25 protein-coding genes are annotated in these 23,970 nt (G+C 57.6%); 6 read left to right on the top strand and 19 right to left on the bottom strand.

The genetic code is table 11. From position 1 onward, the window contains the following. Positions 1-205: 205 nt before the first annotated feature. The 8 genes from ABD796_RS14755 to ABD796_RS14790 form a co-directional block, all read right to left on the bottom strand. Positions 206-655 carry a phage tail protein gene (locus ABD796_RS14755; protein WP_344908865.1) on the bottom strand — a complete coding sequence of 150 codons (450 nt, stop codon included), beginning with the start codon at positions 653-655 and terminating at the stop codon, positions 206-208. A 5-nt stretch (positions 656-660) separates the two neighbouring features. After that, complete coding sequence (locus ABD796_RS14760; RefSeq protein WP_344908966.1) at positions 661-909, bottom strand: DUF6760 family protein; 249 nt, start codon at positions 907-909, stop codon at positions 661-663. Beyond that, positions 864-1,241, bottom strand: coding sequence for a phage tail assembly protein (locus ABD796_RS14765; protein ID WP_344908866.1), 378 nt, complete (start codon positions 1,239-1,241; stop codon positions 864-866). The genes ABD796_RS14760 and ABD796_RS14765 overlap by 46 nt, the downstream gene beginning before the upstream one ends. Positions 1,242-1,325: 84 nt before the next feature. Next, positions 1,326-1,760: a phage tail protein gene (locus ABD796_RS14770; RefSeq protein WP_344908867.1), complete on the bottom strand. Its 435-nt coding sequence runs from the start codon at positions 1,758-1,760 to the stop codon at positions 1,326-1,328. 24 nt (positions 1,761-1,784) lie between these two features. Continuing rightward, positions 1,785-3,533 carry a phage tail sheath family protein gene (locus ABD796_RS14775; protein WP_425566885.1) on the bottom strand — a complete coding sequence of 583 codons (1,749 nt, stop codon included), beginning with the start codon at positions 3,531-3,533 and terminating at the stop codon, positions 1,785-1,787. Between the two features lie 215 nt (positions 3,534-3,748). Continuing rightward, positions 3,749-4,549, bottom strand: a complete 801-nt coding sequence (locus tag ABD796_RS14780) for a hypothetical protein (protein ID WP_344908869.1) — start codon at positions 4,547-4,549, stop codon at positions 3,749-3,751. Between the two features lie 18 nt (positions 4,550-4,567). Further along, complete coding sequence (locus ABD796_RS14785) at positions 4,568-5,137, bottom strand: Pvc16 family protein (protein ID WP_344908967.1); 570 nt, start codon at positions 5,135-5,137, stop codon at positions 4,568-4,570. A gap of 140 nt (positions 5,138-5,277) precedes the next feature. Next, positions 5,278-7,470, bottom strand: a complete 2,193-nt coding sequence (locus ABD796_RS14790) for an ATP-binding protein (RefSeq protein ID WP_344908870.1) — start codon at positions 7,468-7,470, stop codon at positions 5,278-5,280. Positions 7,471-7,647: 177 nt separating this feature from the next. Between ABD796_RS14790 and ABD796_RS14795 the strand changes: the two genes are divergently transcribed. Next, the gene (locus tag ABD796_RS14795; protein ID WP_344908871.1) at positions 7,648-8,871 is read left to right on the top strand and encodes an MFS transporter; all 1,224 of its coding nucleotides are present in this window, start codon (positions 7,648-7,650) and stop codon (positions 8,869-8,871) included. An 83-nt stretch (positions 8,872-8,954) separates the two neighbouring features. On the opposite strand, the gene ABD796_RS14800 is transcribed toward ABD796_RS14795, so the two are convergent. Further along, the gene (locus ABD796_RS14800) at positions 8,955-9,521 is read right to left on the bottom strand and encodes an NUDIX hydrolase (protein ID WP_344908872.1); all 567 of its coding nucleotides are present in this window, start codon (positions 9,519-9,521) and stop codon (positions 8,955-8,957) included. Positions 9,522-9,710: 189 nt separating this feature from the next. On the opposite strand from ABD796_RS14800, the gene msrA reads away from it, so the two are divergent. Further along, the gene (msrA, locus tag ABD796_RS14805; RefSeq protein ID WP_344908873.1) at positions 9,711-10,340 is read left to right on the top strand and encodes a peptide-methionine (S)-S-oxide reductase MsrA; all 630 of its coding nucleotides are present in this window, start codon (positions 9,711-9,713) and stop codon (positions 10,338-10,340) included. Between the two features lie 73 nt (positions 10,341-10,413). Here msrA and ABD796_RS14810 read toward each other — a convergent pair whose 3' ends face one another. After that, positions 10,414-10,692 (bottom strand): DUF2277 domain-containing protein, encoded by a 279-nt coding sequence (locus ABD796_RS14810; protein ID WP_344908968.1) that lies wholly within the window; start codon positions 10,690-10,692, stop codon positions 10,414-10,416. Positions 10,693-10,874: 182 nt separating this feature from the next. Here ABD796_RS14810 and ABD796_RS14815 point away from each other — a divergent pair, with 182 nt between their 5' ends. Continuing rightward, positions 10,875-11,297, top strand: coding sequence for a NucA/NucB deoxyribonuclease domain-containing protein (locus ABD796_RS14815; RefSeq protein ID WP_344908874.1), 423 nt, complete (start codon positions 10,875-10,877; stop codon positions 11,295-11,297). After that, positions 11,294-11,806 (top strand): hypothetical protein, encoded by a 513-nt coding sequence (locus ABD796_RS14820; RefSeq protein WP_344908875.1) that lies wholly within the window; start codon positions 11,294-11,296, stop codon positions 11,804-11,806. Before ABD796_RS14815 ends, ABD796_RS14820 begins: the two co-directional genes overlap by 4 nt. A 67-nt stretch (positions 11,807-11,873) precedes the next feature. Here ABD796_RS14820 and ABD796_RS14825 read toward each other — a convergent pair whose 3' ends face one another. The 9 genes from ABD796_RS14825 to ABD796_RS14865 all read right to left on the bottom strand — a co-directional run bounded on the left by ABD796_RS14825 (position 11,874) and on the right by ABD796_RS14865 (position 20,652). Beyond that, positions 11,874-12,221, bottom strand: a complete 348-nt coding sequence (locus ABD796_RS14825) for a c-type cytochrome (RefSeq protein ID WP_344908876.1) — start codon at positions 12,219-12,221, stop codon at positions 11,874-11,876. A gap of 19 nt (positions 12,222-12,240) precedes the next feature. Further along, the gene (locus ABD796_RS14830) at positions 12,241-13,449 is read right to left on the bottom strand and encodes a ZIP family metal transporter (RefSeq protein ID WP_344908877.1); all 1,209 of its coding nucleotides are present in this window, start codon (positions 13,447-13,449) and stop codon (positions 12,241-12,243) included. Positions 13,450-13,461: 12 nt separating this feature from the next. Beyond that, positions 13,462-14,505, bottom strand: a complete 1,044-nt coding sequence (locus ABD796_RS14835; RefSeq protein ID WP_344908878.1) for a multicopper oxidase domain-containing protein — start codon at positions 14,503-14,505, stop codon at positions 13,462-13,464. Between the two features lie 213 nt (positions 14,506-14,718). Then, positions 14,719-15,096 carry a DnaJ family domain-containing protein gene (locus ABD796_RS14840; protein ID WP_344908879.1) on the bottom strand — a complete coding sequence of 126 codons (378 nt, stop codon included), beginning with the start codon at positions 15,094-15,096 and terminating at the stop codon, positions 14,719-14,721. Between the two features lie 16 nt (positions 15,097-15,112). Continuing rightward, positions 15,113-15,844, bottom strand: a complete 732-nt coding sequence (locus ABD796_RS14845) for a WecB/TagA/CpsF family glycosyltransferase (RefSeq protein WP_344908880.1) — start codon at positions 15,842-15,844, stop codon at positions 15,113-15,115. Positions 15,845-16,010: 166 nt separating this feature from the next. Next, positions 16,011-16,301 (bottom strand): type 2 periplasmic-binding domain-containing protein, encoded by a 291-nt coding sequence (locus ABD796_RS14850; RefSeq protein WP_344908881.1) that lies wholly within the window; start codon positions 16,299-16,301, stop codon positions 16,011-16,013. Positions 16,302-16,525: 224 nt separating this feature from the next. Continuing rightward, positions 16,526-18,595 (bottom strand): chemotaxis protein CheW, encoded by a 2,070-nt coding sequence (locus ABD796_RS14855; protein WP_344908882.1) that lies wholly within the window; start codon positions 18,593-18,595, stop codon positions 16,526-16,528. 18 nt (positions 18,596-18,613) lie between these two features. Beyond that, positions 18,614-19,039: a chemotaxis protein CheW gene (locus ABD796_RS14860; protein WP_344908883.1), complete on the bottom strand. Its 426-nt coding sequence runs from the start codon at positions 19,037-19,039 to the stop codon at positions 18,614-18,616. A 23-nt stretch (positions 19,040-19,062) separates the two neighbouring features. Further along, the gene (locus ABD796_RS14865) at positions 19,063-20,652 is read right to left on the bottom strand and encodes a methyl-accepting chemotaxis protein (RefSeq protein ID WP_344908884.1); all 1,590 of its coding nucleotides are present in this window, start codon (positions 20,650-20,652) and stop codon (positions 19,063-19,065) included. Between the two features lie 575 nt (positions 20,653-21,227). Between ABD796_RS14865 and ABD796_RS14870 the strand changes: the two genes are divergently transcribed. Continuing rightward, a complete protein-coding gene (locus tag ABD796_RS14870; protein ID WP_344908885.1) occupies positions 21,228-22,628 on the top strand; it encodes an extracellular solute-binding protein in 1,401 nt (466 codons plus the stop codon). 11 nt (positions 22,629-22,639) lie between these two features. After that, the gene (locus ABD796_RS14875) at positions 22,640-23,956 is read left to right on the top strand and encodes an ABC transporter substrate-binding protein (protein ID WP_344908886.1); all 1,317 of its coding nucleotides are present in this window, start codon (positions 22,640-22,642) and stop codon (positions 23,954-23,956) included. Positions 23,957-23,970 lie beyond the last annotated feature (14 nt).

Genomic DNA, 23,970 nt, shown 5'->3' on the forward strand with positions numbered 1-23,970 from the left:
ATCCCCCTCGTACAGTGTCAGAGCCACGAATACCATTGACCCGCATGGCGAAACCATGCTCTCCGCCTTCTCATTAAGGCTCAAAAGAACCTTATTTGCCCGAACCTGCAGTCGTGCGCCGCAAATAAGGCTCTTTTGGGCTTTAAGCCCTTTCTGTCCGTAGGCCTGCGAACCTGCTGGCGATCCGGGCCCGACAGACTGCCCGCTACTTGCTGAAAATCGCCTTCAAGCCGTTATGGACAATCTCGATCGATTCGATCGCCACGCCGCTCCCGGTCGCGTTCAAGTCGGGACCGCTCCATTTGACCGGATAAGCCTCGAAAAAATTCCAGCGGCACAGCTCTTTACCGCCATTATTGTACAAGATAACCGAGCCGTTCTTGCGTTTGACCTTTCCGCCAGCTACCCCGTCGTACCAGTCCCACAGCTCGCTCGACTGGGTAATGCCGCGCTTGAGGACCATTTTGGGATATTTCGTCTGCTTGGGAAAGGTGTGCACGTAAGTGTTCAGACCGCCCTCGGGGTATTGGATGACCTCGGTTTCGGACTGGATGCCCGTCACCTCGGAAAACCCGCCGACAAGCAGCCCGTCAAGCTCCACCTTGAAGCGGAACGCTCCGATCGCGTCGTTCGTGCGCTTCGCCGGAGTGGCCATCGCTCTCACCACCTTTTGTTAAACACGTCGAACGGATTGGCCTGCTTCTCCTGGCCGTCGTCGTTCAAATTACGGTTGATTTTGGATATTTCCTCGCACCAGCGGCGGCGCTCTCGGTGCTCCAGCGACATGATCTGCTCGTGGGGCCAATGAAAGTAGTAGGCGATGAAGCTGGCCTCCTCGTAAATCTTGTCGATCGGATATCCGGTTATGCCTCCGCCGTCACGTCCAAAAAAGACACATCCACATCGAATTCATGCTCACATTTCGGACACAGGCAATGCACCTTCGGCGCCTCCACCTCGTTGATCGTGCGGTATAAATTTTGCAAATAGGCGAGATCGGCCGTAAACAGCCCTTCGATCGTACGGGTGTCGATGGCGCGCAGGTCGCCGAGCTTGATGACGACGCGGGCAAGCAAAATGATGCTCAAGTAACCCGGGTTCTGCTGCACCCGCTGGTCGCGCATCGGCAATATTTCGTCGGCCGCCGTGGCGAGCCGCATGACGCCCCGCTTGTGCAGCGTGCCGCTATCGTCGACAAAGCCGCGCGGAAGTTCGAATTCGTATTCGGTTTGAAAAGCCATATCCAGTTCCTCCGGTTCCTGTCGCGGATGAGCCGGGAGCGCCGGGCGTTATGCCAGACGCTCCTCGCGCGAACATCCGTCAACTTACTTCGTGCGGGTCATGCCTTCGTGCGCCAGCTCGAGATTCTCGATCGCCACTTCGTTGCCCGAGCCATTGAAGCCGGGAGCCGAATATTTGGACGGCCAAGCTTCGATGACCTGCCACGTCGCGACATCCTGACCTTCCTCGTTGATGGCGATAATGGTCACCGTTTTGCGCGCGATCTTGCCCTGAATCGCTTCCGCCATCCAGTTGTACATATCGAGGGAATCGGTTACGCCCCATTTGAGCGTAATGTTGCCGTATTTGGCCAAGCCCGGCAGCTTGCGCGGCGTGATAACCTCGTTGCCCTCGCGGTATTCGATAACGGATATGCTCGCGTCAAAGCCGGATACTTCGCTGAAGCCGGCTTGCTGAATGCCGGCCACTTCGACGCGAAATCTAAAATTGCGGTATGGATCCTTGCGTTCGCCTGCCATACAATACCCCTTTCCCCGTTAGCTTTACTCTTCTCTCGTTTTTTGCGTAATCCGGAAGATCACGAACTCGGCGGGCTTCACGGGAGCGACGCCGATGACGCAGATAAGACGGCCGTTGTCGATATCGTCTTGGGTCATCGTGCTGCGTCCGATGTTAATGTAAAACGCCTCGTTCGAGCTCGCGCCGGTCAGCGCGCCGTCTCTCCACACGCGCGTCAGGAACGCGTCGATCGTGCGCTGCACGCGGGCCCACAGCTGCTCGTCGTTCGGCTCGAAGACGACCCAGTTCGTGCCGCTCTTGATCGATTCTTCGAGGAAAATGAACAGCCTTCTGACGTTGATATATTTCCACAAGCCGTTCGAGGAGCACGTACGGGCGCCCCATACGCGGATGCCTTGACCGGCGAATTGACGGATCAGATTGACGCCTTGCGGATTCAAAATATCCTGCTCGCCCTTGTTGTACTGGCAGTCCAGACCGACGACGCCGCGCACGACCTCGTTCGCTGGAGCCTTATGCACGCCGCGCGTATTGTCCGAACGGGCGTAGATGCCCGCCATCGAGCCTGACGGCGGTATGTAAATATTGCGCTTGTCCAGCGGATCGAACACTTGCAGCCAAGGATTGTACATCGCCGCATACTGGCTGTCGAAAATGTTGCGGTGCGTCATGACGTCCGCTACCTTCGTCTTCTCGCGCGGAATATCGAGCACCGCGAAGCGGCTGCCCAAATTTTCGCAATGCGCCACGAGCGCCAGCTGCACGTTCGGATCGGTAACGCCCGGAACGGCCATAATGCTCACGAAGTCGTTGTCGATAAACGCCTGGATGCCGGTACGCTTGCCCGGGCCGCGGTCTTGCCCCATGAAATCCGATGCGGCCAGATTGGCTACCGAGCCGTCGCTGCCGCCGGAGAGCGCGATCTGGAACTTGCCCTCGGTTTCGGCCAGGCCGGAGATCACTTCGAACGGAGCGACCGGACCGCCGTTGCCGCCGGACACGTCCTGCACCTTGACGATGTTGGAGCGGGCCATCACTTTCTCGACATGGTTAGCCGCCGCCACGTTCAACGACATTTTCTCGAACGTTTCCGCCTCGTCGCCGTAGAAGACATGCAGCGTAAACTCGCTGGTCGTCAGCACCTTGGCCGGCAGCAGGTTTTGATCCACGACCTCTTCGCCGCCCTCAAGCGCCGTCTCCAGCTCGATCACGTTATCCTGCGACGATACGATCTTGTTGTACTGCTTCTCTCCGTTCGCCTCGAAAGCGACCACGTCGCCCACATTGAAGCCGGCGTTGTTCTTCACCCGGTACTGCTTGGCGTCAGCGGCATCGCCCAGAATCTCATAAATTTGCGTCTTGGCTTTGCTCGATGGCACGACCGCAATGCGGACCTGGTTGCCCCAGGCTCCCGGATTTTTGGACTGGATGCTCAATACTGCCGCTTCTTTATTCGTTCCGGACTGGTTGTTCGCCAGCTTCGCGTCGGACGGCGCAACCCGCATGACATAGGCGCGCGAGCCCCCGTTCAGGAAGAAATGCTCGACGGCGTAAGACAGAAACCGGTAATCTCCGAAGGCGTTCTCGGACAAGTAGCCGCCGAAAATCCGGTGAAAATCCGCCACGCTCGTGACCAGTTGGGGAAGACCCTCGATTTCCCCCCGCTGCGCAAGGCCGATAAAACCGGCCGTACTCGTACTCGCACCTTCCAACGGCGCCGCGCCACTGTCAAACTCTTCTACATACACGCCTGGCGATAAATATTCTGCCATTGTTTCCCGGTCGCATTTGCCGGCATGGGACTTTATGCGCGTCCGCATGGCCGCAAATCCGGACCAGTTCTCTCCTTTCGGCTTCGTTTATAGTTTCAAAATGGACATGGAACCTGCCGTATGGTATTCCATGGCGCAGTGGCATACAGCTTCCTGCGAGCAGCGGCTGAAGCCTTTTCGATCATCGATCGATCGCTTCCTCGCGCCACTTCGTCCTAGACCATCCATGTGCCAAGATTGACCGTGCCGCCTTCCTTCACTTCGATCGTTCTCATCGCAAGCGTCTCGTCCGGACCGTTGCCGATACGGAGCTCCGCGCGGAACGACCTGACCCCGATTCCCGGAAAAGCGAGAGCTAACTCCCCCCGTTCCGTCGTTCTCGAGACGAATATGGGAAACAGCCGCGACCCTCTTTCGTAAGCGGACGACAGCCCGCTCCGCAGCCGGAATCGCTTCTGGTATTCGAGCACTTCGCGGATATGGACAACGTCTCTGCGTCCGTCCTCTCCTCGGCCGACCAGCAGCAGACGATCTTCGGGCTGGATCGTTCCGACGGGCGCCGTCACGGCGATCACATCGCTTCCTTCCCCATCCGCACCGTCGGACAAACGGCCCTTCACGCATTCCTCGGAGGAGACGACTGCCGCTGCGAACGCCCGGACGAGCGGCGCGCCGGAAGACTGGACGATCATCGCCCGGACCAGCGTGCCGTTCGGTTCGAACGGATAGGAAGGGAGCGGCAGCAGCGGAACGTGGACGATTCTGTTTTCGGTACCGACCGAAACGTCCCGGATTTCGCGAAAGTAATAAGAAGAGTCGATTTCCAGGCGGTACTCGCCCGGTTCCAAATCGGAAAATATGTAAGTGCCGTCCATCTTGCCGACCGGCTTCCGCGGATAGCCGGCCAGACGAACTTCCATGCTGCGGTCGAAGGGCGGACCGGAAGCATAAGCGTCGCGCACGATCACCACGAGAGTGACGCGCGTCTTCATTCGGACGATGCGCAGCTGCTCCAAACCAATCCCCCTCCCGCTCTAGCCTTGTATCGAGATGTCGCGCTCCAGAACCCGCTTGGTCGTCTTGATGCGGGTGGAATCGATCATCACCGGACCGACCATGTAGCTGACGGTCAGCCTGTAAGGCGTATCGGCAAAATTCCACATGTTCAGCATCCCGTCGCCGCTCACATTATCCATCACGATGCGAACCTCTTCCCCGCGCTCGGCAAGCGTGCCGACAAGGCTCGAGCCCCGCAGCACGGAGTGGTCGTACAGCACCTGCATGGCGCGGCCGAGTATGCGCTGCTCATCCAGAGCGCGCGTCTGCAGCTCCGCCGGCGACTGAACCGTCACCATATAATGCAGATCGACAGCGAGCGGGGGGTACTGAATCTCGCCGGTTCCGCGCGCAATCATCTGCGTTTTGCGATTGTCACCGCTTTCCCGGACGCTGTACAGAAATAACGACAAGTAGAAGTCGCCTTTGTCGACCGGCGTGCCTAGGCCGATGAGCTCGGGCTGGGGGATCGGATCGGGCGTCATTTGCTCGCGCAGCAGCTTGACCAAGGATGCGCTGACATCGGCAATAACGGAATAGTCGCCTATGGGACATTCCTCCCAAAAAAAGGCGCTTGCCGCAGGCGGTTTCCAGACGGCGGCGCCAGAATGACAATTTTCGATTCTCGTCTATTATACTTATATTTCGGTAGACTGACTATAGGAAAAACGGTGAGATTTCACACATGTCAATAACCTTCCAGCTCGTTGCGGGGCAAAATTTTTCCCGATTTTTGCAGTTCGTGGCGCACGGCCTTGACGATCTCCCGCATCCCGACCTCCGACCCGTTCTCGGCCGCAAGAAAAGCCGCGGATAGCGTCACGTTTTTAATGTTGCCTCCGGCCATTTCGAACTTTTGTCCCAGCCAGCGAAAGTCGATATCGGCGGATAATGGCAGATCGCGCGGAAAAGCGGCTCTCCAAAGCTTCTCGCGGTACTCGGCGTCCGGAAACGGAAATTTGATTACATAATTGATCCGCCGCAGAAACGCCTCGTCGATATTGTTCAGCAGATTCGTGGCCAGCACGGATATGCCGTCGTATTCCTCCATCTTTTGCAGCAAATAAGCGGTTTCGATGTTGGCGTACTTGTCGTGGGCGTCCTTGACCTCCGACCTTTTGCCGAACAGGGCGTCGGTTTCGTCGAAAAACAGGATGGCTCCGCTTTTTTGCGCTTCGCCGAAAATCTCGTGCAAGTTCTTTTCCGTCTCCCCAATATATTTGCTGATAACCTGGGACAAGTCGATTTTGTACAGCTCCATGCCGAGATCGTTCGCCACGACCTGCGCCGACATCGTCTTGCCCGTTCCAGGCGGTCCGGCGAACAGCATCGACAGCCCTTTGCCGTAAGCCAGCTTCTTATCGAAGCCCCAGTCCCCGTAAACTTGCGCGCGATGCCTGATCTGGCCGCAGGCGCTTCTTAACAATTCCTTCTGCTCGTCCGGAAGCACGATGTCGTCCCACGCGTATCGCGGCTCGATGCGGACGGCTTTACGGTCCAGCCGGTGCCGCATCTGCCGGTAGCAGGCCCGGTACAGCATCGCTTGGGCATCCTTGCGCTCCCATGCGGCGAGCAAAGCGGCATCGTTCAGCGCATCGCGGATCTGGCCTGGCGTGAAGCGGAATTTGACCGCCAGGCCGTTCCACGCTTCGTCGGCCTCGAGCCCCGCATCGGCCGCAAACGCCTTCCACAGCTCCAGCCGTTCGCTGTCGCCGGGAACCGCCAACGCCCGGTCCAACCATACCCGACCCGCCGGGCTCCATTCCAGACGAACGTTCGGCTCGGATAGCAGCAAGACCGGCAGCGGAAAGCGGTCCAATTCCGCCTGGAAGATGCGCAGCCGCTCCTTCGCCGCCGTATCCGGCTCGTCGGGATAAAGCGCCTCCGTATGCGCGAACGCCAGCACGGCCTGATGCAGCAGCGCTTCCCGAATCGTCCGGAGGAGCAGTGCGCCGAACCGTTCCGGGGCCGCCACGTATACGTTCAGATCGGCGATCAGCACGTTTTTGCCCCAGCGGGCGCAGGCATGCCGCACCTGCAGCCTCTTGCCGACTCCGGCGGGACCGTGCACATGGAGCCCGATCGCTGCGGCTCCAGGTGATCGGCGAGCCTCCAAAACGGAGCCGAAGCCTGCAAGCTGCTCTTGCGCGTCCCGGTGCACAAGCAGCGGCGCGAGCGGCTCGTCGGGATAATGAATCGTCAACCCCGGCTGAAGCCCCGCGTCCAGCTCGCCCGTATCGAGCAGGAAGGCGACCATCCGGCGATCGAGCGCCAGCGGCCTCGACAGCAGCGTTCTTCCATAGGGCTCCGAATCCTCGCGGGCCAGCCAGTACCTCGCCAGCTTGCCGTCTGCGGCAAACGCCAACCTCCCGGCCCTCAGCTCCTCCGGAGAGCGGCAGGTCAGCTGCAGCGCCAGGCTGACGGTGGGAAGCCGTACGGTCAAATCATCGGTCAAAAAACCGAATATGCGCTCGTACTTGCGGTCCAGCTCGACCGCCAGCCCCAGCAGAATGAGGCGCTGCTCCAGCTCGTCCAGCGCGAACACGGAAGCGGCGTAGACAGTCGGAAGGAATGCATTCCGGAGCGCGCTGGCCCGCTTTCGGGCGGCAATATGCTCCTCCAGGCGGAGGATTTCCTCGCCGGCGTGGGCCAGCTCCATATCCACGTCGGCATCCCATTCCTCGGTCTCGTCGGCTTCGCCGACCATCCGCAGAAACTCGTCCTCCGACACATACATGCTGCGCAGGGCGTCGGCCTGCGGGTCGTTGGCCAGTTGACGGCGGCGCACGAACAGCTGCCGCAGTCTCCAATCGAGCAGACGCAGCTCATCCGCATAATAGTCCCATACGCGCTCGTAGGCTTCTTCGGGAGAAGTACGCAACGTCCACACCCCTCTTTCTCTACTATTAGTTTAATCGAGCCTTCGCCGATTGGAAAGCAGGGGAATCAAAACATTTGATCTATTGATAACAATCTTTAATCGGAAAACCGACTTTTTAATGATATGATGACCATGACTGCATAGCTCAGATTACGGAAAAGGGAAGTGCCTACGGTTGTGAATTACTCGTGGAAACGGAATTTGTTTATTCTCTGGCTTGGCTGTTTTCTCGTTAGCATGGCGTATTCGGTTTCCATACCGTTCATGCCTATTTTTCTTACCGAACATTTGGGCGTCGACAATCATCTGGAGACTTGGACCGGCGGCGTATTCGCCATAACGTTTTTGGCCAGCTCGCTGATCGCTCCGTTCTGGGGCTCCCTGGCCGACAAATACGGCAGAAAGCCGATGATGCTGCGCGCGGGCATCTGTCTGGCAGCCACCTATTTTCTTTATTTTCTCGTCGAAAATCCTTACCAGCTTCTGGCGGTGCGCGTCATGGAAGGACTGCTGGCCGGTTATATTCCGGCGTCCATCGCGATCGTCGCCACCAACACGCCGGAGAAGCAGGTCGGCTACGCGCTCGGCGTCATCTCGACCGCTTCGGCGGCCGCAGCCGTTATCGGGCCGCTGGCGGGCGGCGTCATCAGTCATATGCTCGGCATGCGCGAGACGTTCTTCGCAGCCGGAGTCATGGTCTTGATCGCTTTCCTGATCGCCTTGTTCGGGGTCAAAGAGCCTTCGTTCGTGAAGCGGGAAGGCAAGCGCTCCTCGGTCGTCAGCGACGTGCGCGAGGCGGCGCGCAATCGTCCGCTGATGGCGGCCCTAGCCATCGTGTTCATCACGACCACCTCGATCATGATCGCTGAACCGCTGCTGACCATCTATGTGCTGCAGCTCGGCTCCAGCGCGTCCTCGGCCTCGCTTCATTCAGGCATCATTTTCTCTGCGGTCGGGGTGGCGACACTGATCGCCGCTCCCCGCTGGGGCAAACTCGGCATGCGGATCGGCTACGAGAGGGTGCTGTTCATCGGCCTGCTGGGCGGCGCTCTCGGCAATGTGCTGCAAATCGTGTTCCACAACCTGCTCGGCTTCGGATCGCTGCGGTTCGGCTACGGCTTGTTCTTCGCTGCGGTATTCCCGGCGTTGAATGCAATCATCGCTCAAAATACGGATCACGGCTTCCGCAGCCGAGCGTTCAGCCTGAACCAGTCGGCCAATGCGCTGGGGCTTATGGCGGGACCGCTGCTCGGAGGACTACTCGCCAGCCAAGTGCCGATTCCAGCCGTCTTCGTCATGACCGGGGTGTTCCTGTTCGGCATCGCGCTGCTCGTACGCTTGCGCGTCTTCTCCGTCGCCGCCCCCTCCGCCGCGCCCGGTTCCTCCTCCAAGGAGCTGTAGAAAACCGTCTGAAACGAACGACAGGCTGCCGGCGATCATCTCGCTGGCAGCCTGCTTGGCTTGCGCTCCGGGCGGCGGAACGCTCACGCTCGTTCGGCCGCTGCGCGGTAACGGCGCTGTTCGATATAGTCCGTCAAATAGGCGTGTCTCCAAGCCTCGTCGGCTTCGATCCGTTCATCGATCGGCGCCGAGGATTGCCCGATCATCTTATTGTTTTCGTATAGGCCATGGTAATGGTAGCAGCGATCGTCGTACAGCGCCTTGTCCAGACAGTACGGGATGTTGGAGGCGACGCCCACGTTTTGGGGATGCTTGATCCAGTCGCTCGTTTTCCAGTCGAGAATGCCTTCGGCGGTTTTGACCGGAGTCGGGTAGTCATAGGCATCCGTCACGACCGCCACATACAAATACATGCCGCCGAACCCGGCTCCCTCCGGCGAAGACCAGGTAATCAGACCTTTAAAATGCAAATCCGCTTCGACGATTCCGGTTTCTTCGGCCATTTCGCGGATCATGGACGCCCGGGGCTGTTCGCCCTTCTCCAATTTGCCGCCGATGCCGTTCCAGCACCCCATCCATGACGGAGCTTCCCGGTTCAGCAGCAAAATATGGCTCCCCTGCCGAACTAACCCCAAGTTGTATACAAGCATCGTATCTCCTCAATATTCGCTATTCGCTGAATACCCGCCGACGTGTCAAGCGGGGCTGTCTCCATTTTATCACAGTTCCGGGACAACAGCGCTCCCCTCTACTCCGAGGATCGTTAAGCAAGGCGTTAGGCTGTTAGACTTGGGACGTTCCTTTGTTCATGCTATGATGGACTTGGGAGGTGCCGCGATATGAGCAGCATTCGCACAATAACGTTTGGCATGGGCTGTTTCTGGAGCCCGGACGCCTTATTCGGCCGACAGCCGGGCGTGGTTCGAACCCGTGTCGGCTACACTGGAGGGACGGCCCTCAACCCGACTTACCGCCGGCTCGGCGACCACTCCGAAACGGTCGAGCTGGACTACGACCCGGACCGTCTAACGCTGGAACAGCTGCTGAGTCTGTTCTGGAACAACCATAATCCGATCAATATCAACGACTATAAAGGACGGCAATACCAGTCCCTCGTGCTGTACCGCGACGAGGCTCAACGAGCTGTCGTTGCCACCGTTTTACGGGAACGGGAACAGCAGGGTAAGGGACGCCCGGCTACCGAGATCGCCCCTTTTCATACGTTTTATCCCGCCGAAGACAGGCATCAGAAATATTATTTGAAACGATTCCCCGACGCCGTGAACAAGCTGGGCCAGCTCTACCCGACCCTCGAAGAGCTTCGGGACGCCACTCTGCCGGCCCGCTTGAACGGCTTGGCGAAAGGGTATGGCAATCTGACGGACATTCTGAACGAAATTGCGGAATGGCCAATCGGCGAAAGCGAGCGGGACGCCATGGTCCGTCTCGTCAAGAGCATCCGTTGGTGAACAATGGCAGGCGGAAGCGAGCCGGTCTTGCCGGGTACATGCAAGCTTCCGCGCCGTTCCCGAATACACAGGACTAGCTCTTGCCGGTTCCGAACCTTTTCACCGAACGGACGCGCGCGCGTTCGATCTCGATCTCGCGATTGCGCGGCTCCGCTCGGGTGACCAGCGAATCGAGCAGCCGGCGGGCCGCCTCCGTCACCTCGGCGACAGCTTGATTGAACGCCGCCTCGTTCGCTTTGGAGGGCTCATTGAAGCCCGACAGCTTCCTCACGAACTGGAGCGAGGCCGCCTGAATTTCGTCTTCCGTAGCCGGGGGAGCGAAGTTGAACAAGGTTTTGATATTTCGGCACATGGCTTCTCCTTGTAAGAACCGTTTTGTTTTCATCTTACTATACTTCCCCCGCATCCCGCCAGCCGCCGATTCTACCAAAATACGCCAATTCAAGCTTGCCATGATCCTAGCGGTTGCGATAGAGTAATGGGTAGGCTTTCGACAAGCGCACTCTTACTCCCATAAGGAAAAAGGACCGACACGTGAAAAAGAAAACGTTGCTTTCCGTCATTGTCATGCTGATTTTGACGGCCTCCTATTTTTTACAAGACTACCTTAACCCCGAATCGCAGGACAACACGGCCGCCTATACGATCGTCTTCCCGGCCGACCGTTTTCCGGAGACGGCGGCGCACATCCAATCAGCCATCCAGAAGGGACATTCCTCTATCTGTACGATTGACCGCAAAGGAGCGGAGAGCAATCGCAGAGAGTCGTTGAAGGGCGTCCCGACGAAGCCGAACTTCGACCGTGACGAATTCCCGATGGCGATGTGCGCGGAAGGCGGCAAAGGGGCGGATATCGCCTATGTCAAGCCGTCCGACAATCGGGGAGCCGGCTCCTGGGTTAGCAACCAGTTGGAAAAATATCCTGACGGTACGAAGGTGGCCATTACGGTGAAATGACCAAGCGCCGCCTCCGTCATTCTGGCGATAACGAGGTAGGAACGATGCGGATTACGATGCAGTCCACCCTGAGAACCTCCCCCGACCTGCTGTGGGCGAGCATGAAAAGACCTTCCGCCTTTCGGAAGGTCGCCTCCCCGCTAATGGCATTCCGATACGCCGACAACGCAAACGGCTTTCCCGCCCAATGGAGTGCAGGAAAGCCGTATCGGCTCCGGATGTATTTGTTGGGATGGCTCCCGCTCGGACATCATACCATTACCTTCGCGACGATCGACGACGGCCGCCGAACCGTCACGACCGATGAAACAGGCCGGTTATTCCGCACCTGGCGCCATACGATGCGGGTCACCCGGGTAGACGAGCGAACGTCCGTATTCCGGGACGAGCTTTCGTTCGACAGCGGCTTGTTCACCCTCCCCGCCTCCGTCGGCGTTTATCTGTTTTTTGCGTACCGGCATATGCGGCTCAAGCAGTTGATCCGCAGCGGCTGGCAGGGTCTCTCTTGAATACGCTGCGCAACAGGCGAAATAGCCTCCGCAAGCGGATTCCCCCATCCTCCGACGGTTTGCCCGCCTACTTCCGAGACGCCAGCCAGCTTGCCAACGTCTCCACTTCCTCATCCGAAAGACTCGCGCGGAAAGGCGGCATTTTTTTGCCGCCTTGGCGTATTTGCGAAGCGATAGCGGGCTGGCCTTGCCGCCCGCCGACTTTTTGCAGATTCGGTCCGACTCCGCCCTCCAGCTCTGCGCCATGGCAGGCGATGCAGTTCGCTTTATACAGAGCTTCCGCCCGAACGGCGGGGATGCTTTCGCCGCTTCCGTCTCGTTCGCCGGTTACGCCGCTTGCGCTCCGGCTGCCGCAGCCGGCAAGCGGAACGCAAACGGCCAGAGCCGTCGCGACGATCGCCATCCTCTTGTTCATATTGCCGTCCCCCTCGCCGTTAAACGAGCAACGCCGTCGCATACATGACCGCAATGCCCAGCCCTATGCCGGCAAAATTCCTCCAGGACAGAAGCGCGTACGAATTCCGTTCGCTTTCCTTTACGATCATCCGGGCGATGGCGTAGATGACCTGCGCGATCGCGCCCGCGCCGATCCCGAAGCATAGCGCGGCAAATGTATTGTTTACGATCAGCCCCCCGGACCAGACGCCCAGTATGGCGGGCCCGCCGCCGACGAGCGCCAGCCAGGCGAACGTTTGCCAGGTCGGCTTGCTCTTGGTCAACGGCGCGGCAATCCCGATACCCTCGGTCAAGTTGTGCAGCGTGAATCCGATGATCAGAAAAGTGCCGAGCGCAGCCTCCCCTACGGCAAAGGCCGTACCGATCGCTAAGCCTTCGCCGAAATTGTGCAGCCCGATCCCCGCCGCCAGCTTGTAAGCGAGCGATTTTCCTTCCGCATCGCCGCTCTTCGCCTTGCTTCTGCTCGCCTGATCGAGGGCGGTGAGGAACAGGAAGCTGAGCAGGGCGCCGAGCCAAACCAGACCGGTTCCCTGAAAGACGGAAGGGGCTTCCGAAGCGAACTCCAGCCCTTCCTCGAGCGTATCCACGACGAGAAAAGCGAGCAGCCCTACGGTAAAAGCCAGAACGACATGCATGCCGCGCATCGAAAACCGCCGGATGAACGGGAACCACAGCAAACCGAGCGCCACCGGAATGACCCCGACGTACAGCCCGATCAGGGCATATTTGCCGAGCCGCTCTCCGGTCATCTCCGGCGTCTTGAAAGCCACGTCGATCGATTTATCGAAAATCGTGCTGTTGGACGAAATGATGCGGATTTCATGGGCGTCGCCTTCCACCCACGGATACGGAAGCGTAATGGTAGCCCGGCTCATCCGCGAAATCGTCGTCCCCGGCTCCATCGTAAAATTCCAATACGCGTCATCCACCATAATCTGCGCGATCGTGAGGTCCTCCGGCCCCGAGTTCAGCACCTTCATGGTGATGCCGCCGTCCGTCAATACGGTCTTCTCGATATCCATCTTCTCGATCGGCACGGGGGATTGTTCGTCGACACCGGTGCCGAGCGTCATAATCCCCGCGATCAGGAGAATGAGCAGCACGACCGGCAATACCGCCCATGCCAGCAAGCCTCTCCGGCCGGCCTTCCCCGGCGGAGTGTTCACATTCGTTTGCAACTGGCTCATCTGCTTGCCCCCCTACTCGGCTTCGAAGAAGCCCATCCAGCCGAGCTCCGTAAATTCGCTGATATGCGCATGAAACATATACTTGCCGGCAGCCGGAAAAACGGTCTCCACGATTCCCCGCTCCCCTTGGGTGAGCGTCACGGTGTCGGTATAGTATGGCCGTGCCTCCGGATCGGCTCCGGTGGCGTAATAGTTGAAGAAGTTAGCGTGCAGATGAAACGAATTGATCAGATCGAATTCCAGAAAATTGCTGACGTAAATGCGTACCGGCTCGCCCACCTTCACTTTAACCGGCTCCTGCATGTAAGCAAATGCGTAGCCGTTGACCGTATACACTTCGTTCTCCCCGTCAAAATCGAGATCGTACCCGTTCATGACCATTGAGAACTCTTTGGCCGGAGAGCGCGGCTTCTTCGGGTCGATAATGAAATTGCCGTACATGCCCTTATGGATATGGTGGCGGAACGGCTGCACGTGACAATGGTACACCATCATGCCGGCCGGCTTCGCCTCGAATTCGTATGTAAACGTTCCGCCGGGCGGAACGGCTTCCAATCCGTCCATGTTCGTCGGATGAATGCCGTGAAAATGGATCGAGTGGGGATGGGCCGTCGCGTTGCTGAATTTAACCCGGACGATGTCGCCTTCCGTGCAGCGGATCGTCGGTCCGGGAATCGTCCCGTTATAGGTCCAGCCGGGAAATTTCACTCCTTTCATAATCTCGATTTCCTTGTCCAGCGCCGTCATCTCGTACTCGCGAATCGTCCGCCCGTCCGGCGCGCGGCTTACTTTGCCGTAATCGAAATTGGTCAGCGCCTCACGGGCCATGATCAGCCCTTCCGTCTCTTCCGTGCCGGGATCGTAGCCGTGCTGCATGCCGTGATTGTCATGGCCGCTATCCTGCGCATCGTGGGACGTATGCGACTCGGCGCGGACCGCGCCTCCGAGCAAGGAACCGCGATGAAGCAAGGCGCCCCCGATCAGCGCCGCCGTTCCGACCGCTCCCGCTTGCAAAAAACTTCGACGTGAAACCTGCTTGCCGTTTGAATCTTTCACGCTGTCCCCTCCATTTTTTTGTACAAAGATAACTATGTTTGCCAAGGGCAATTTTTTATCCAAAAAAAGAGAAATCACTCATTTCTGATCATTAGTATACGCCCAGATTTTTTTGGTGTAAAGACATTTTTTTGTTCTAATGCATGTCTTTTTCCCTAGGGAAAGATTGTGGGTTGAGCAAAACAAAAGCGCGGCCGCGCATGCGGCTCGCGCCTATTGGCCGTTCAGCTGTCCCCTTATCTTCGCCTCATAGTCGGCGAAAGCCGCGGAGGCGTGCCAGCCGCGTTCGTTCATCAGCATCTGGTAGCGCAGCTTCTTGACCGCCAATTCGCCGTTCAGCTTAACCTTATCGGCGTCGTCCCGGCAGCAGGCGAGCAGCTCTTCCAGCGTCACCATATCTTTGCGCAGCTGCACCTCTTCCGGAATCATCCCGGCATTCCGGAGCAGCTTGTAGCTGACCCTCAGCTCCTCCGGCACCCCGGCGTCGTCGTCCAGACGAAGCGGCTTCCCCGCTCCGGCCAAATTGTCGAACTCGCCTTTGCGCATCGACTCCTGTACCTTCGCTTCGACGATCGCATCCATCCAATGCATACCGCACCGGCTCCTTTCAGTCTTTATAAAGCAGCGCTCTCAGCGCAAAACGCGGCAGCAGCAGCTGGCGTCTCCATCGCGAAGGCTGCCGGATCAGCCGGTACAGCCACTCCGCATGCAGCTTCTGCCAGACCGCGGGCGCCCGCTTCACCTTCCCCGCGACAATATCGAGGCTTCCGCCGACGCCGATGGCCACTTTTGCACCGAGATGCGCCTTATAGTTGTGGATCCAATTCTCCGCATACGGCGCGCCCAGCGCCACGATCAGGAAGTCCGGAGCGGCTGCGCGAATGTCCTCCACGATCGCGGCTTCGTCGTCCTTGTGAAAATAGCCGTGATGCCGCCCCGCTACGCGTACGCCAGGATACCGCTCCCCGATGACCTCCGCCGCCCGCCGGCTGGTAGGCTCGTCCGCCCCGAGCAAATAAAACGACCAGCTGTGCCGGTTTCCCTTCTCCAGCAATTGAATCAGCAGATCGCAGCCGGTGACTCTCTCCGGCAGATGGCCGCCCCTCAGCCGGGATACCATCACGATGCCGATGCCGTCCGCCGTTACCAGCCCGGCCTCCTCGACGATCGATCTCAGCTTCCGGTCGTGCTGACACGACATGACAATCTCCGGATTGCCCGTCACGACATAAAACAGCTCCTTGCGGTTTTGTCCGACGACGTCCTCCAGCAGATGCAAGCTCTGGTCCATCGTCATTTTCGGAAACGAGATTCCCATAATTTGCGCATGATTGTTCACGAAACAAGCCTCGCCTTCAACGGTTTAGCCCAATCGTACCATATTTTGCACAACCGGGCTATTCGCCGGACCCGCCGAAGCAGGGCAATCGCATTGGACGAATCGGCGGCAAATCGAGGCATATGGCAAAAAAGGAGCAGGCATCTTTTCAGCCCGCTCCCCCGGTTTATTTTTTCAGCAGACGCTCTGTTTCTTTCTTGAACGTATCCAGCGTAGACTCGATCGGTTTGTTGTCGTACATGATCGCCTGTATCGCTTTGAAAAATTCTTGCATGATTTGCGGCCAGGCGACGTCCTTGTTGGTGTCGATCGCATATTGCAGCTGTTCAAAAGCCGTTTTGCGGTTCGGCTCCTTGGCCCACAGCTCCTTCATCTGCGGCGACTCCGCCATCTTCTTCGTAAACGGCAAGTACCCGGTATCCAGCACAAGCTGCAGACCGCCCTTGGCGTCCGTCATTTGTCTTCCCTTGATAGCCGGGGCCGGATGCCCGGGTGTACATCCCTTTCTCTATTTCTATGCCGGCGCGAATATGCGCATGCAATATTTTGTTCATTAATGCTCATGTTTGCATTTCTCCAAACGAAAAAGCCCCTCGCCATTCCCGGCAAGGGGCTGTTCAAGTTTACATATTGCCGAACTCGCAGCCTGGACGCATCCGCATCCCTTCCGCGTAAGTCTCGTTACAATCCGTGCCTCTTGCCCCGCAGCTTGACGAAATAGCCGGCTTCCAGAATAAGCGCCACGCGTCCGTTGCCCAAAATCGTCGCTCCCGCCACATGCTCCATCTTCCCCAGCATCGGAGGCAGCGTCTTGATGACGATCTCTTGGTTGCCCAACGTTTCGTCCACTGCCAATGCCACCTTCTTGTCCAGCAGCGCAATAATAACGACGGAGACGTTTTTGCCGACGGCGGAAGGGGCCGGGTAGCCCAGCACTTCTTGAAGACGGACGAGCGGAATGATTTCGTTGCGGATCATGATAACGTCGTTGCCCTGCACTTTTTGGACGCTCTCGCGCGGGATACGCACGATTTCCGATACATTGTTCATCGGCACGACGTATTCGCGGCCGCACACTTTCACCATCAACCCCGTAATGATCGCGAGCGTCAGCGGAAGCCGGATCGTGAAGCACGTACCCTCGTCCGGAACCGAACGGATCGAGATGAGTCCGTTCAGCCGTTCGATCTGATTGCGGACGATGTCCATCCCTACCCCGCGGCCGGATATTTCGCTAACCGCGGAAGCGGTGGAGAAGCCCGGCTGGAAGATGAGATGGATCGCCTCCTGCTCCGTCAGCCGTCCGGCCAGCTCTTCGGTAAGCAAACCTTTGCGGACGGCCGACTGCCTGATCGTATCGGGGCGTATGCCTCCCCCGTCGTCCTCGACAGTAATGACCACCTGGTTGTCCTCGTGAAACGAGTTCAGCCGGACCCGGCCGCGCTCCGGCTTGCCTTTGGCGGATCGGGCCTCCGGGGCTTCGATGCCGTGGTCGAGCGCATTGCGGACGAGATGAATAAGAGGGTCGCCGATTTCCTCGATCAACGTCCGGTCCAGCTCCGTCTCCGTTCCGTCCAGCACCAGCTCGATATCTTTGCCCAGATTGCGCGACAAGTCGCGGACCATGCGCGGAAACCGGTTGAACAGATGCTCAATGGGCAGCATCCGCGCTTTCATGATGCTTTCGTGCAGTTCCCCGACGATGCGGACCATATGATCGGAGACATCGCTCAGCCGTTCCGTAAACTCCTCGTTCGGATACCGCTGGGACGCCGTCCGCTTCAGCTCGGCCAGCGAGGTCTGATCGATCAGCAGTTCTCCCACCAGATTCATCAGCTGCTCCAGCCTTTCGACGCTGACGCGGATCGTTTGCGCTCCCTGTCTCTGCCGTTCCTCGGCGGCAACCGGCTGCGGCTCCTTGACGGGGAGGTAAGTCGCTTCCTCCTCCGGCTGTTCACCGGCTGCGGACTCGGTCCTTGCCCCGGAAGCAGCATCGGTTGCCGCGACGGACGACGGCGAGGCCAACTGCTTGTATTCGGCCGCCTGAACGTCGCGTACATCCGTTTCCTCGCTAAGCTCGGCCACGACCCGTTCGGCATCCATCAGCGTCCCGACCAGCAGGCGGACGGTCCCGTAGATGGAATCGTCCTGCTGCGATCCCGTAGGCAGCAGAGGCTCGGTCATCGCGACAGGTCCGATCGAGCCGGCGATTTTATCGGCGATCAGGTAGAAGCGCGCCCCTTTCATCGGGCATTCTTCCGCAAACCGGATCTGCACGGTAAGCAGGCGCAAGCCCGAATGCAGCATATTCTCCGCCGCCATCGACTGCTCCGGCGTCAGCTCGGGCAAGGCAGCAGGCCCGGCGGATTCGCGATCGCCGCGGGCAAAGCGTCCGAGCGCTGTCACCATGCGGGCAATATCCGCATATGGACCGTTATGCGCGTACTGATCGCGCAGCTTTTTCAACAAATCCAGCGACTGGAACAACAGCTCGACGAGCGCATCGTCGACCTCCAGCCGGCGTCCTCTGACCATATCGAGCAGGTGCTCCATCTCGTGGGTAAGCTGCTTCATCTCGCCGAACTCCATCGCCGCCGACGATCCCTTGATCGTATGGGCCGCACGGAAGATCGATTGGACAAGCGGTTCGGTCACCTGCTGTTCCAGCTCGAGCAGATCCTGTTCGATCCGCTCCAGTTGGTCGGCCAGTTCTTCCATAAAAGCTTCGCGGTAGACCGACATATCGTTCATGCGGCTAACCTCCTGTTCTTACTCGCGAAGAAGCACTTCGTCCAGTTTTAATATGCCGACCAGCTGCTGCTCCTTGAGGCCGATGCCGAGGAAATACGAGCCGCTTATGTTCCCCGCCTGCTCGGGAGGCGGCTGAATGTCCGTATACGAGGTCACTTTGTTCACCCGGTCGACGATGATGCCCACCGATTCCTCGCGGTGCTTTACGACGACGATACGCGTGCTTTTCGTGTAAGCTTCGTCGGGCAGGCCGAACAGATCGCGCAGGGCGATCACCGGCACCACCTTGCCGCGCAGATTGATGACGCCCTTGACGTACCGCCGGGAATGCGGGATGTCGGTAATCGTCTGCAGCTTGATAATTTCGTGCACGTCCCCGATTTTCACCGCATAGTTTTCAAGTCCGATGCCAAATTCGATATATTGCTCCAGTTGAGAGGTCATAATCTCACATCCGTGTCCTAGTATTAGCCGATCCGGAATTTCGCGACCGATACGTTCAGTTCGTCGGCCAGCTGCGCCAGAGACTGGCAGGTCGCCGCCGTCTCTTCGGACGCCGCCGCCGCTTCTTCGCTAGTCGCGGCGATCGACTGGACGGCCGTCATCACTTCCGAAGCTTGCGCCGACTGCTGTTCGCATGCGGCGGCAATCTCGTTCACCTTGTTCGAGGAGGCGTCGACCATGGAGACGATCCTCTGGAACGCCTCCCCGGTGCGAGACGACTCCTTCACGCTCTCCATAACGGCAACAACGCTTTGCTTCGTATTCTCCTGCATCACCTTAATAATGGCGGAAATCTGCTTCGTCGCTTCGCTGCTGCGCTCCGCCAGCTTGCGGACCTCGTCGGCCACAACGGCAAAGCCCCTTCCCTGATCGCCGGCGCGCGCCGCTTCGATGGCGGCATTCAGCGCCAGCAGATTCGTCTGGTCGGCGATATCGTCGATAACCTCGATAATATCCCCGATCTTCTGGGAATCCTCTTCCAGCTTCGCCATCTTGTCGTTGACGGCCTGCATGCCGGCAACGGATTCTTCTATTACTTTGCCCCCTTGGTTTGCCGTCCTGACCGTCTCCGACGATAGCTCTGCGGCTTGCTCGGCGCCTGCTGCCACGGAATCGATCGCAGTCGACAATTCGTTAAACAGGTCCGTAATATGCTGCGCGGCTTGAGCCTGATTCGTGCTGCTGCCGGCAATTTCTTCGGTGCTTGCGGATATTTCTTCCGAGGCGGCCGCCACGCTCTGCGACGACTGGATGACGCCCCCGATCAACTGCTGTAAGTTATGGATCATATCGTTCACCGAACGGGACAACTGTCCGACCTCGTCATTCGTCCGGACATCGGCTTGCTCCCGCAAATCGCCCTGCGCCACCTTGCTCACCAGAGCGACAATGCCCGCCAGCGGCTTGGCAATCGTACCGGCTATGTAGTAACCAAGCAAAATGCTGATCACAAAAGCGGCGACAATAACCGCGATCGTAATATTCCGGGAGGACGCATAGGCTTCGCCCGATTGTTTGTACGTACTCTCCGCTATTTTGACGTTGAGATCGATCAGCCTGCCGAGGCTTTCCCGTACTTTCGTCCCGACCGGCGTCAACTGGCTGTCCTGAAATTCCCTGAACTCGGCGGCATCGACTTGATACGTCAGCTGACGACCCTGGTCCATAATCTTGGTGTAATTGGCATAAGCCGTGTCGAACAGCTTGAGTTCATCCAGTTCTTCTTTCAAAACGGCCACTTGACGATAGGAGTTTATTCTACTCGCGATCTCTTCCTGGTACGTACCAATCTCCTCGTTCAGCCTGTCTTTCGCCGCCTTGTCCGAGCTTGTGCTCATGTCGCGTATGGCCACCCGGGCCTGCTGATAGCTGATCGAGGCCGCGGACAAATCCCGCACCGAGACGAGGTTGTTCGTGTACACCTCCTTCACGTTGCCGTTCAGCATGCTCAAGTTGGAGATGGAATAAATCCCGACAGCCGCCAATATGAAAGCGACTGTCACAAACGCGGAAATCAACTTCACCGACGTCTTCAAATTCAAAAACCATTTCATGCTTCGCATCACTCCCAATCTTCTGTTTGGTGAAAAGGAAAAATTATGAACAAATTCATTATAAGTCTCATGAACTAATTCTGTCACCAATAATTCGACAAAAAAATACACAAAACTACACGAAATGCTGCATTTTTTCCCGAATCTCGCCTATTTTTCGACAAAACGGCATTTTCCAGAAATAAGGAAGTCGGGAGCGCCGAATTGGGCGCCAGCAGAGGAGTGCCTCGTCCGTTCGGGAAACATCCGGTCCCTATTCCAAAGGCCCACTGCCGGCTCATGCGCATGGACGATTGCAACTGTCTGTCGGTTTGAACTTTCAAAATCGATTGTGATTTATAAAATTATAAAAAATTATTAATTGATTCATTAAATTAAAATTGACATCCTATAAACTCTCCTTTAACATAAAAATAAGCATCTATTCGGTGGAACTCGCTTGATTTGATTCATTATTTAATGCTAATTTATGAATCAATGAGTGCAAGCGGATACAGAAGGGGGAGATTGGCCATGCAATCGGCGTAATATGATAAAATGGAAAGAAACGACGCTTGTCAGCTGGGAGAACGATCATGAGAAGACGACCGACAAAAGAACAATTTCATATGCAGTTGGAACAGATGGTTAGCGCGCTGCGGAACGAAATTCTCGACGGACAGCTGCTCCCTAACGACTACCTGCCGCCGGAGAAAGCGCTGGCGGAGCGATTCGGCATGAGCAACAATTCCATTCGTGCCGGTTTGGAGCAATTGGTCAGCGAAGGCTGGATCGAGAAGATCCCTCGCGTCGGCAATCGCGTGACGGCCGCACGGCCGCCGGTTAAGTTGAAGCTTCTTTGCAATTTCGCACCCTTTCGCAACCTGCAGCTTACGCGACTGCTGGACGGCTTTCATCGACTATATCCGTGGATCTCCGTGGAAGCCGTGCCGACCCAAGGCTCTCCCGGTTTCGGGACCGACGACCGCACCCTGCCAGCCGACGCGGTATTGCTGGAAAATTATCAATTCCAGGATATCGCCGAGAATCGTGACCACGAACGACTGGAACCGCTGATCGAGAAGCCCGGTTTGTACGCGCAGGCAACCGACATGTTCAGGTACGAGGGACTGCTTTATATGCAGCCGCTTATTTTCTCGCCGATCGTGCTCTGCTATAACAAAGCGCACTTCCGCGAGAATGGTATGCTCGAGCCGGACGGCAGCTGGACGTGGGACGATCTGATGCGGGCCGCAGAACAGTTGACCGACGGTAAAGGACGGTACGGCTTCTGCTTCCATGTGCCTTCGAAAAACCGCTGGCCCGTATTTTTGCTGCAAAGCGGCGAACGGTTCGAATGGGACGGCGGACGGCTCCGCAGCCTTTACGGCACAAAGCTGCTTGAAGGGATGAAGATGTGCAAGCGGATCATCCATAACCGCAAGGCGTTTCCCATGTATTTGTCGGAAAATCATGACGATATCGACCGGATGTTTCTCGAGGGCAAAGTGTCGATGACACTGAGCAGCTATATGGGGATGAACGGCTGGAAGGAATCGGACATCGAATTCGACGTGTCTCCGATACCCCGGCTTGACGAAATGCGGACGCTCCTTATCTCGCTCGGCATCGGAATCAGCCGGGAGTCCGCGCACAAGGAAGAAACGCTTATGCTTGTCGACTATCTCGTCTCGGAGCAAGCGCAACAGCTCATCAGCCGGACGACGCTAAGCATCCCGACTCTCGGGACGCTACACATGAACGAGCATGCAGAGGACAAGAACGAAGCGAACGGCCGCCGTCCGTCCCGCTACATGATGTTCCGGGAAATTATGTCCTCCTTCCGGCCGCACGAAGCCTTAAACGTTTCGCACGACGCCATACGCAAGATGGAGGGCGAGTTGAAAGCGTATTGGGCCGATTTGCTGGATGAAGACGAACTGTGCGACCGGCTCGGCCATCTGCTCTCCACGGACAGAAACGAACAGATCAATTAGGGGGTTATTCCATGAAAAAAATAATGATACCCGCAGCTTGCGCCATTTTGCTGGCGACAACCGCTTGCGGCGGAACAAAAGATGCGGGCAAGGACGCCGGAGGCCAGCCCGGCGCAACGGCCGAGGTCAAAAAGGAACCGGTCGAGCTTGTATTTTACTCGCAGGTTGCCGACTATGACGCCACGTTTATGGATACGTTCGGCTCCCTGATCCAGAAAAAATTCCCGCATATCACGGTCAAGCATCTTCCGGCCGGCAGCAACAAGGTCGCGGATGTCGTCGCTGCGGGCCAGACGATCGACGTGATGTTCATGTCGATCGGCCAAGCGGATACGCTGACGACGTACGATTACCAGTACGATATTTCCGAGATGATCAAGAACTCGAAATACGACCTGACAAAGCTGGAGCCGTCTGCTGTGGAGCTGCAGAAAGGATTTGCCAGCGGCGGCATGTACGGCCTTCCGGTCTTCACGAATACGCTCGGCTTGTTCTACAACAAAAACTTGTTCGACAAGTTCGGTGTCGAATATCCGAAGGACGGGAACACGTGGGACCAAGTGAAGGACATGGCGAAGCGGCTGTCGCGTTCCGAGGGCGGCGTCGATTACAAAGGTCTGGTGATGTCATCGTCGGCCAACATCGTGCTCAACCAGTATTCGGTGCAATACCTCGACGCAGCCACGAAAAAATCGGTATTTAACACCGACGCGTTTAAGAAGCCGTTCGAGCTCTTGACGAGCGTGGCGCAAATTCCCGGCAACGGGCTGAACGCGCAGACGTGGAGTCTGGCCGCGCAGCAAAAAATGTTTTTCCAGGATCAGTCGGCCGCCATGCTGCTGCACTTCGTCGTCCTGTCGCTGTCCACGCTCAAGGATCAGTTCGACTGGGATATCGCCTCTTATCCGCAGCTCGCCGACAAGCCGGGCGTAGGACCGCAATCGTATCCGACTTACTTTTACGTAACAAAGACGAGCAAGCATAAAAATGACGCCTTTGATGTAATCGCTTACATGACGTCGGAGGAATTCCAGAACCATCTGTCCAAAAAAGGCATGCTGCCGATTTTGAAAGACCGCACGGCGGGCATGGCCCAATTCGGCCAGGACGTCCCTTTACTTAAAGGCAAGAACGTCAAGGCGCTGCTGCCGGAGAAGTTCGCCCCGTCCGCGCTGACGAAGGTCGAGATCGTGAAGGGACAAGGCCCTGGACATACGGCGTTTTTCGAAGCTTACCAGAACGTCGTGCTCGGCACGAAGGACACCAATTCGGCTCTCCGCGAAGCGGGCGAGAAGCTCGACTTGAAGCTCGCGGAACTGCTGAAATAACGATAACGAACGAT

This window comes from Paenibacillus hodogayensis, from assembly GCF_039536325.1.
In the GTDB taxonomy this organism is placed as follows: domain Bacteria; phylum Bacillota; class Bacilli; order Paenibacillales; family NBRC-103111; genus Paenibacillus_AB; species Paenibacillus_AB hodogayensis.

Bases quoted from the DNA above. Each gene is read 5' to 3' on its own strand.
- ABD796_RS14755 (WP_344908865.1), bottom strand. From the start codon at position 655: ATGGCCACTCCGGCGAAGCGCACGAACGACGCGATCGGAGCGTTCCGC.
- ABD796_RS14765 (WP_344908866.1), bottom strand. From the start codon at position 1,241: ATGGCTTTTCAAACCGAATACGAATTCGAACTTCCGCGCGGCTTTGTC.
- ABD796_RS14770 (WP_344908867.1), bottom strand. From the start codon at position 1,760: ATGGCAGGCGAACGCAAGGATCCATACCGCAATTTTAGATTTCGCGTC.
- ABD796_RS14775 (WP_425566885.1), bottom strand. From the start codon at position 3,533: ATGGCAGAATATTTATCGCCAGGCGTGTATGTAGAAGAGTTTGACAGT.
- ABD796_RS14800 (WP_344908872.1), bottom strand. From the start codon at position 9,521: ATGCTTGTATACAACTTGGGGTTAGTTCGGCAGGGGAGCCATATTTTG.
- msrA (WP_344908873.1), top strand. From the start codon at position 9,711: ATGAGCAGCATTCGCACAATAACGTTTGGCATGGGCTGTTTCTGGAGC.
- ABD796_RS14810 (WP_344908968.1), bottom strand. From the start codon at position 10,692: ATGTGCCGAAATATCAAAACCTTGTTCAACTTCGCTCCCCCGGCTACG.
- ABD796_RS14820 (WP_344908875.1), top strand. From the start codon at position 11,294: ATGACCAAGCGCCGCCTCCGTCATTCTGGCGATAACGAGGTAGGAACG.
- ABD796_RS14825 (WP_344908876.1), bottom strand. From the start codon at position 12,221: ATGAACAAGAGGATGGCGATCGTCGCGACGGCTCTGGCCGTTTGCGTT.
- ABD796_RS14830 (WP_344908877.1), bottom strand. From the start codon at position 13,449: ATGAGCCAGTTGCAAACGAATGTGAACACTCCGCCGGGGAAGGCCGGC.
- ABD796_RS14840 (WP_344908879.1), bottom strand. From the start codon at position 15,096: ATGCATTGGATGGATGCGATCGTCGAAGCGAAGGTACAGGAGTCGATG.
- ABD796_RS14850 (WP_344908881.1), bottom strand. From the start codon at position 16,301: ATGACGGACGCCAAGGGCGGTCTGCAGCTTGTGCTGGATACCGGGTAC.
- ABD796_RS14855 (WP_344908882.1), bottom strand. From the start codon at position 18,595: ATGAACGATATGTCGGTCTACCGCGAAGCTTTTATGGAAGAACTGGCC.
- ABD796_RS14860 (WP_344908883.1), bottom strand. From the start codon at position 19,039: ATGACCTCTCAACTGGAGCAATATATCGAATTTGGCATCGGACTTGAA.
- ABD796_RS14865 (WP_344908884.1), bottom strand. From the start codon at position 20,652: ATGAAATGGTTTTTGAATTTGAAGACGTCGGTGAAGTTGATTTCCGCG.
- ABD796_RS14870 (WP_344908885.1), top strand. From the start codon at position 21,228: ATGAGAAGACGACCGACAAAAGAACAATTTCATATGCAGTTGGAACAG.
- ABD796_RS14875 (WP_344908886.1), top strand. From the start codon at position 22,640: ATGAAAAAAATAATGATACCCGCAGCTTGCGCCATTTTGCTGGCGACA.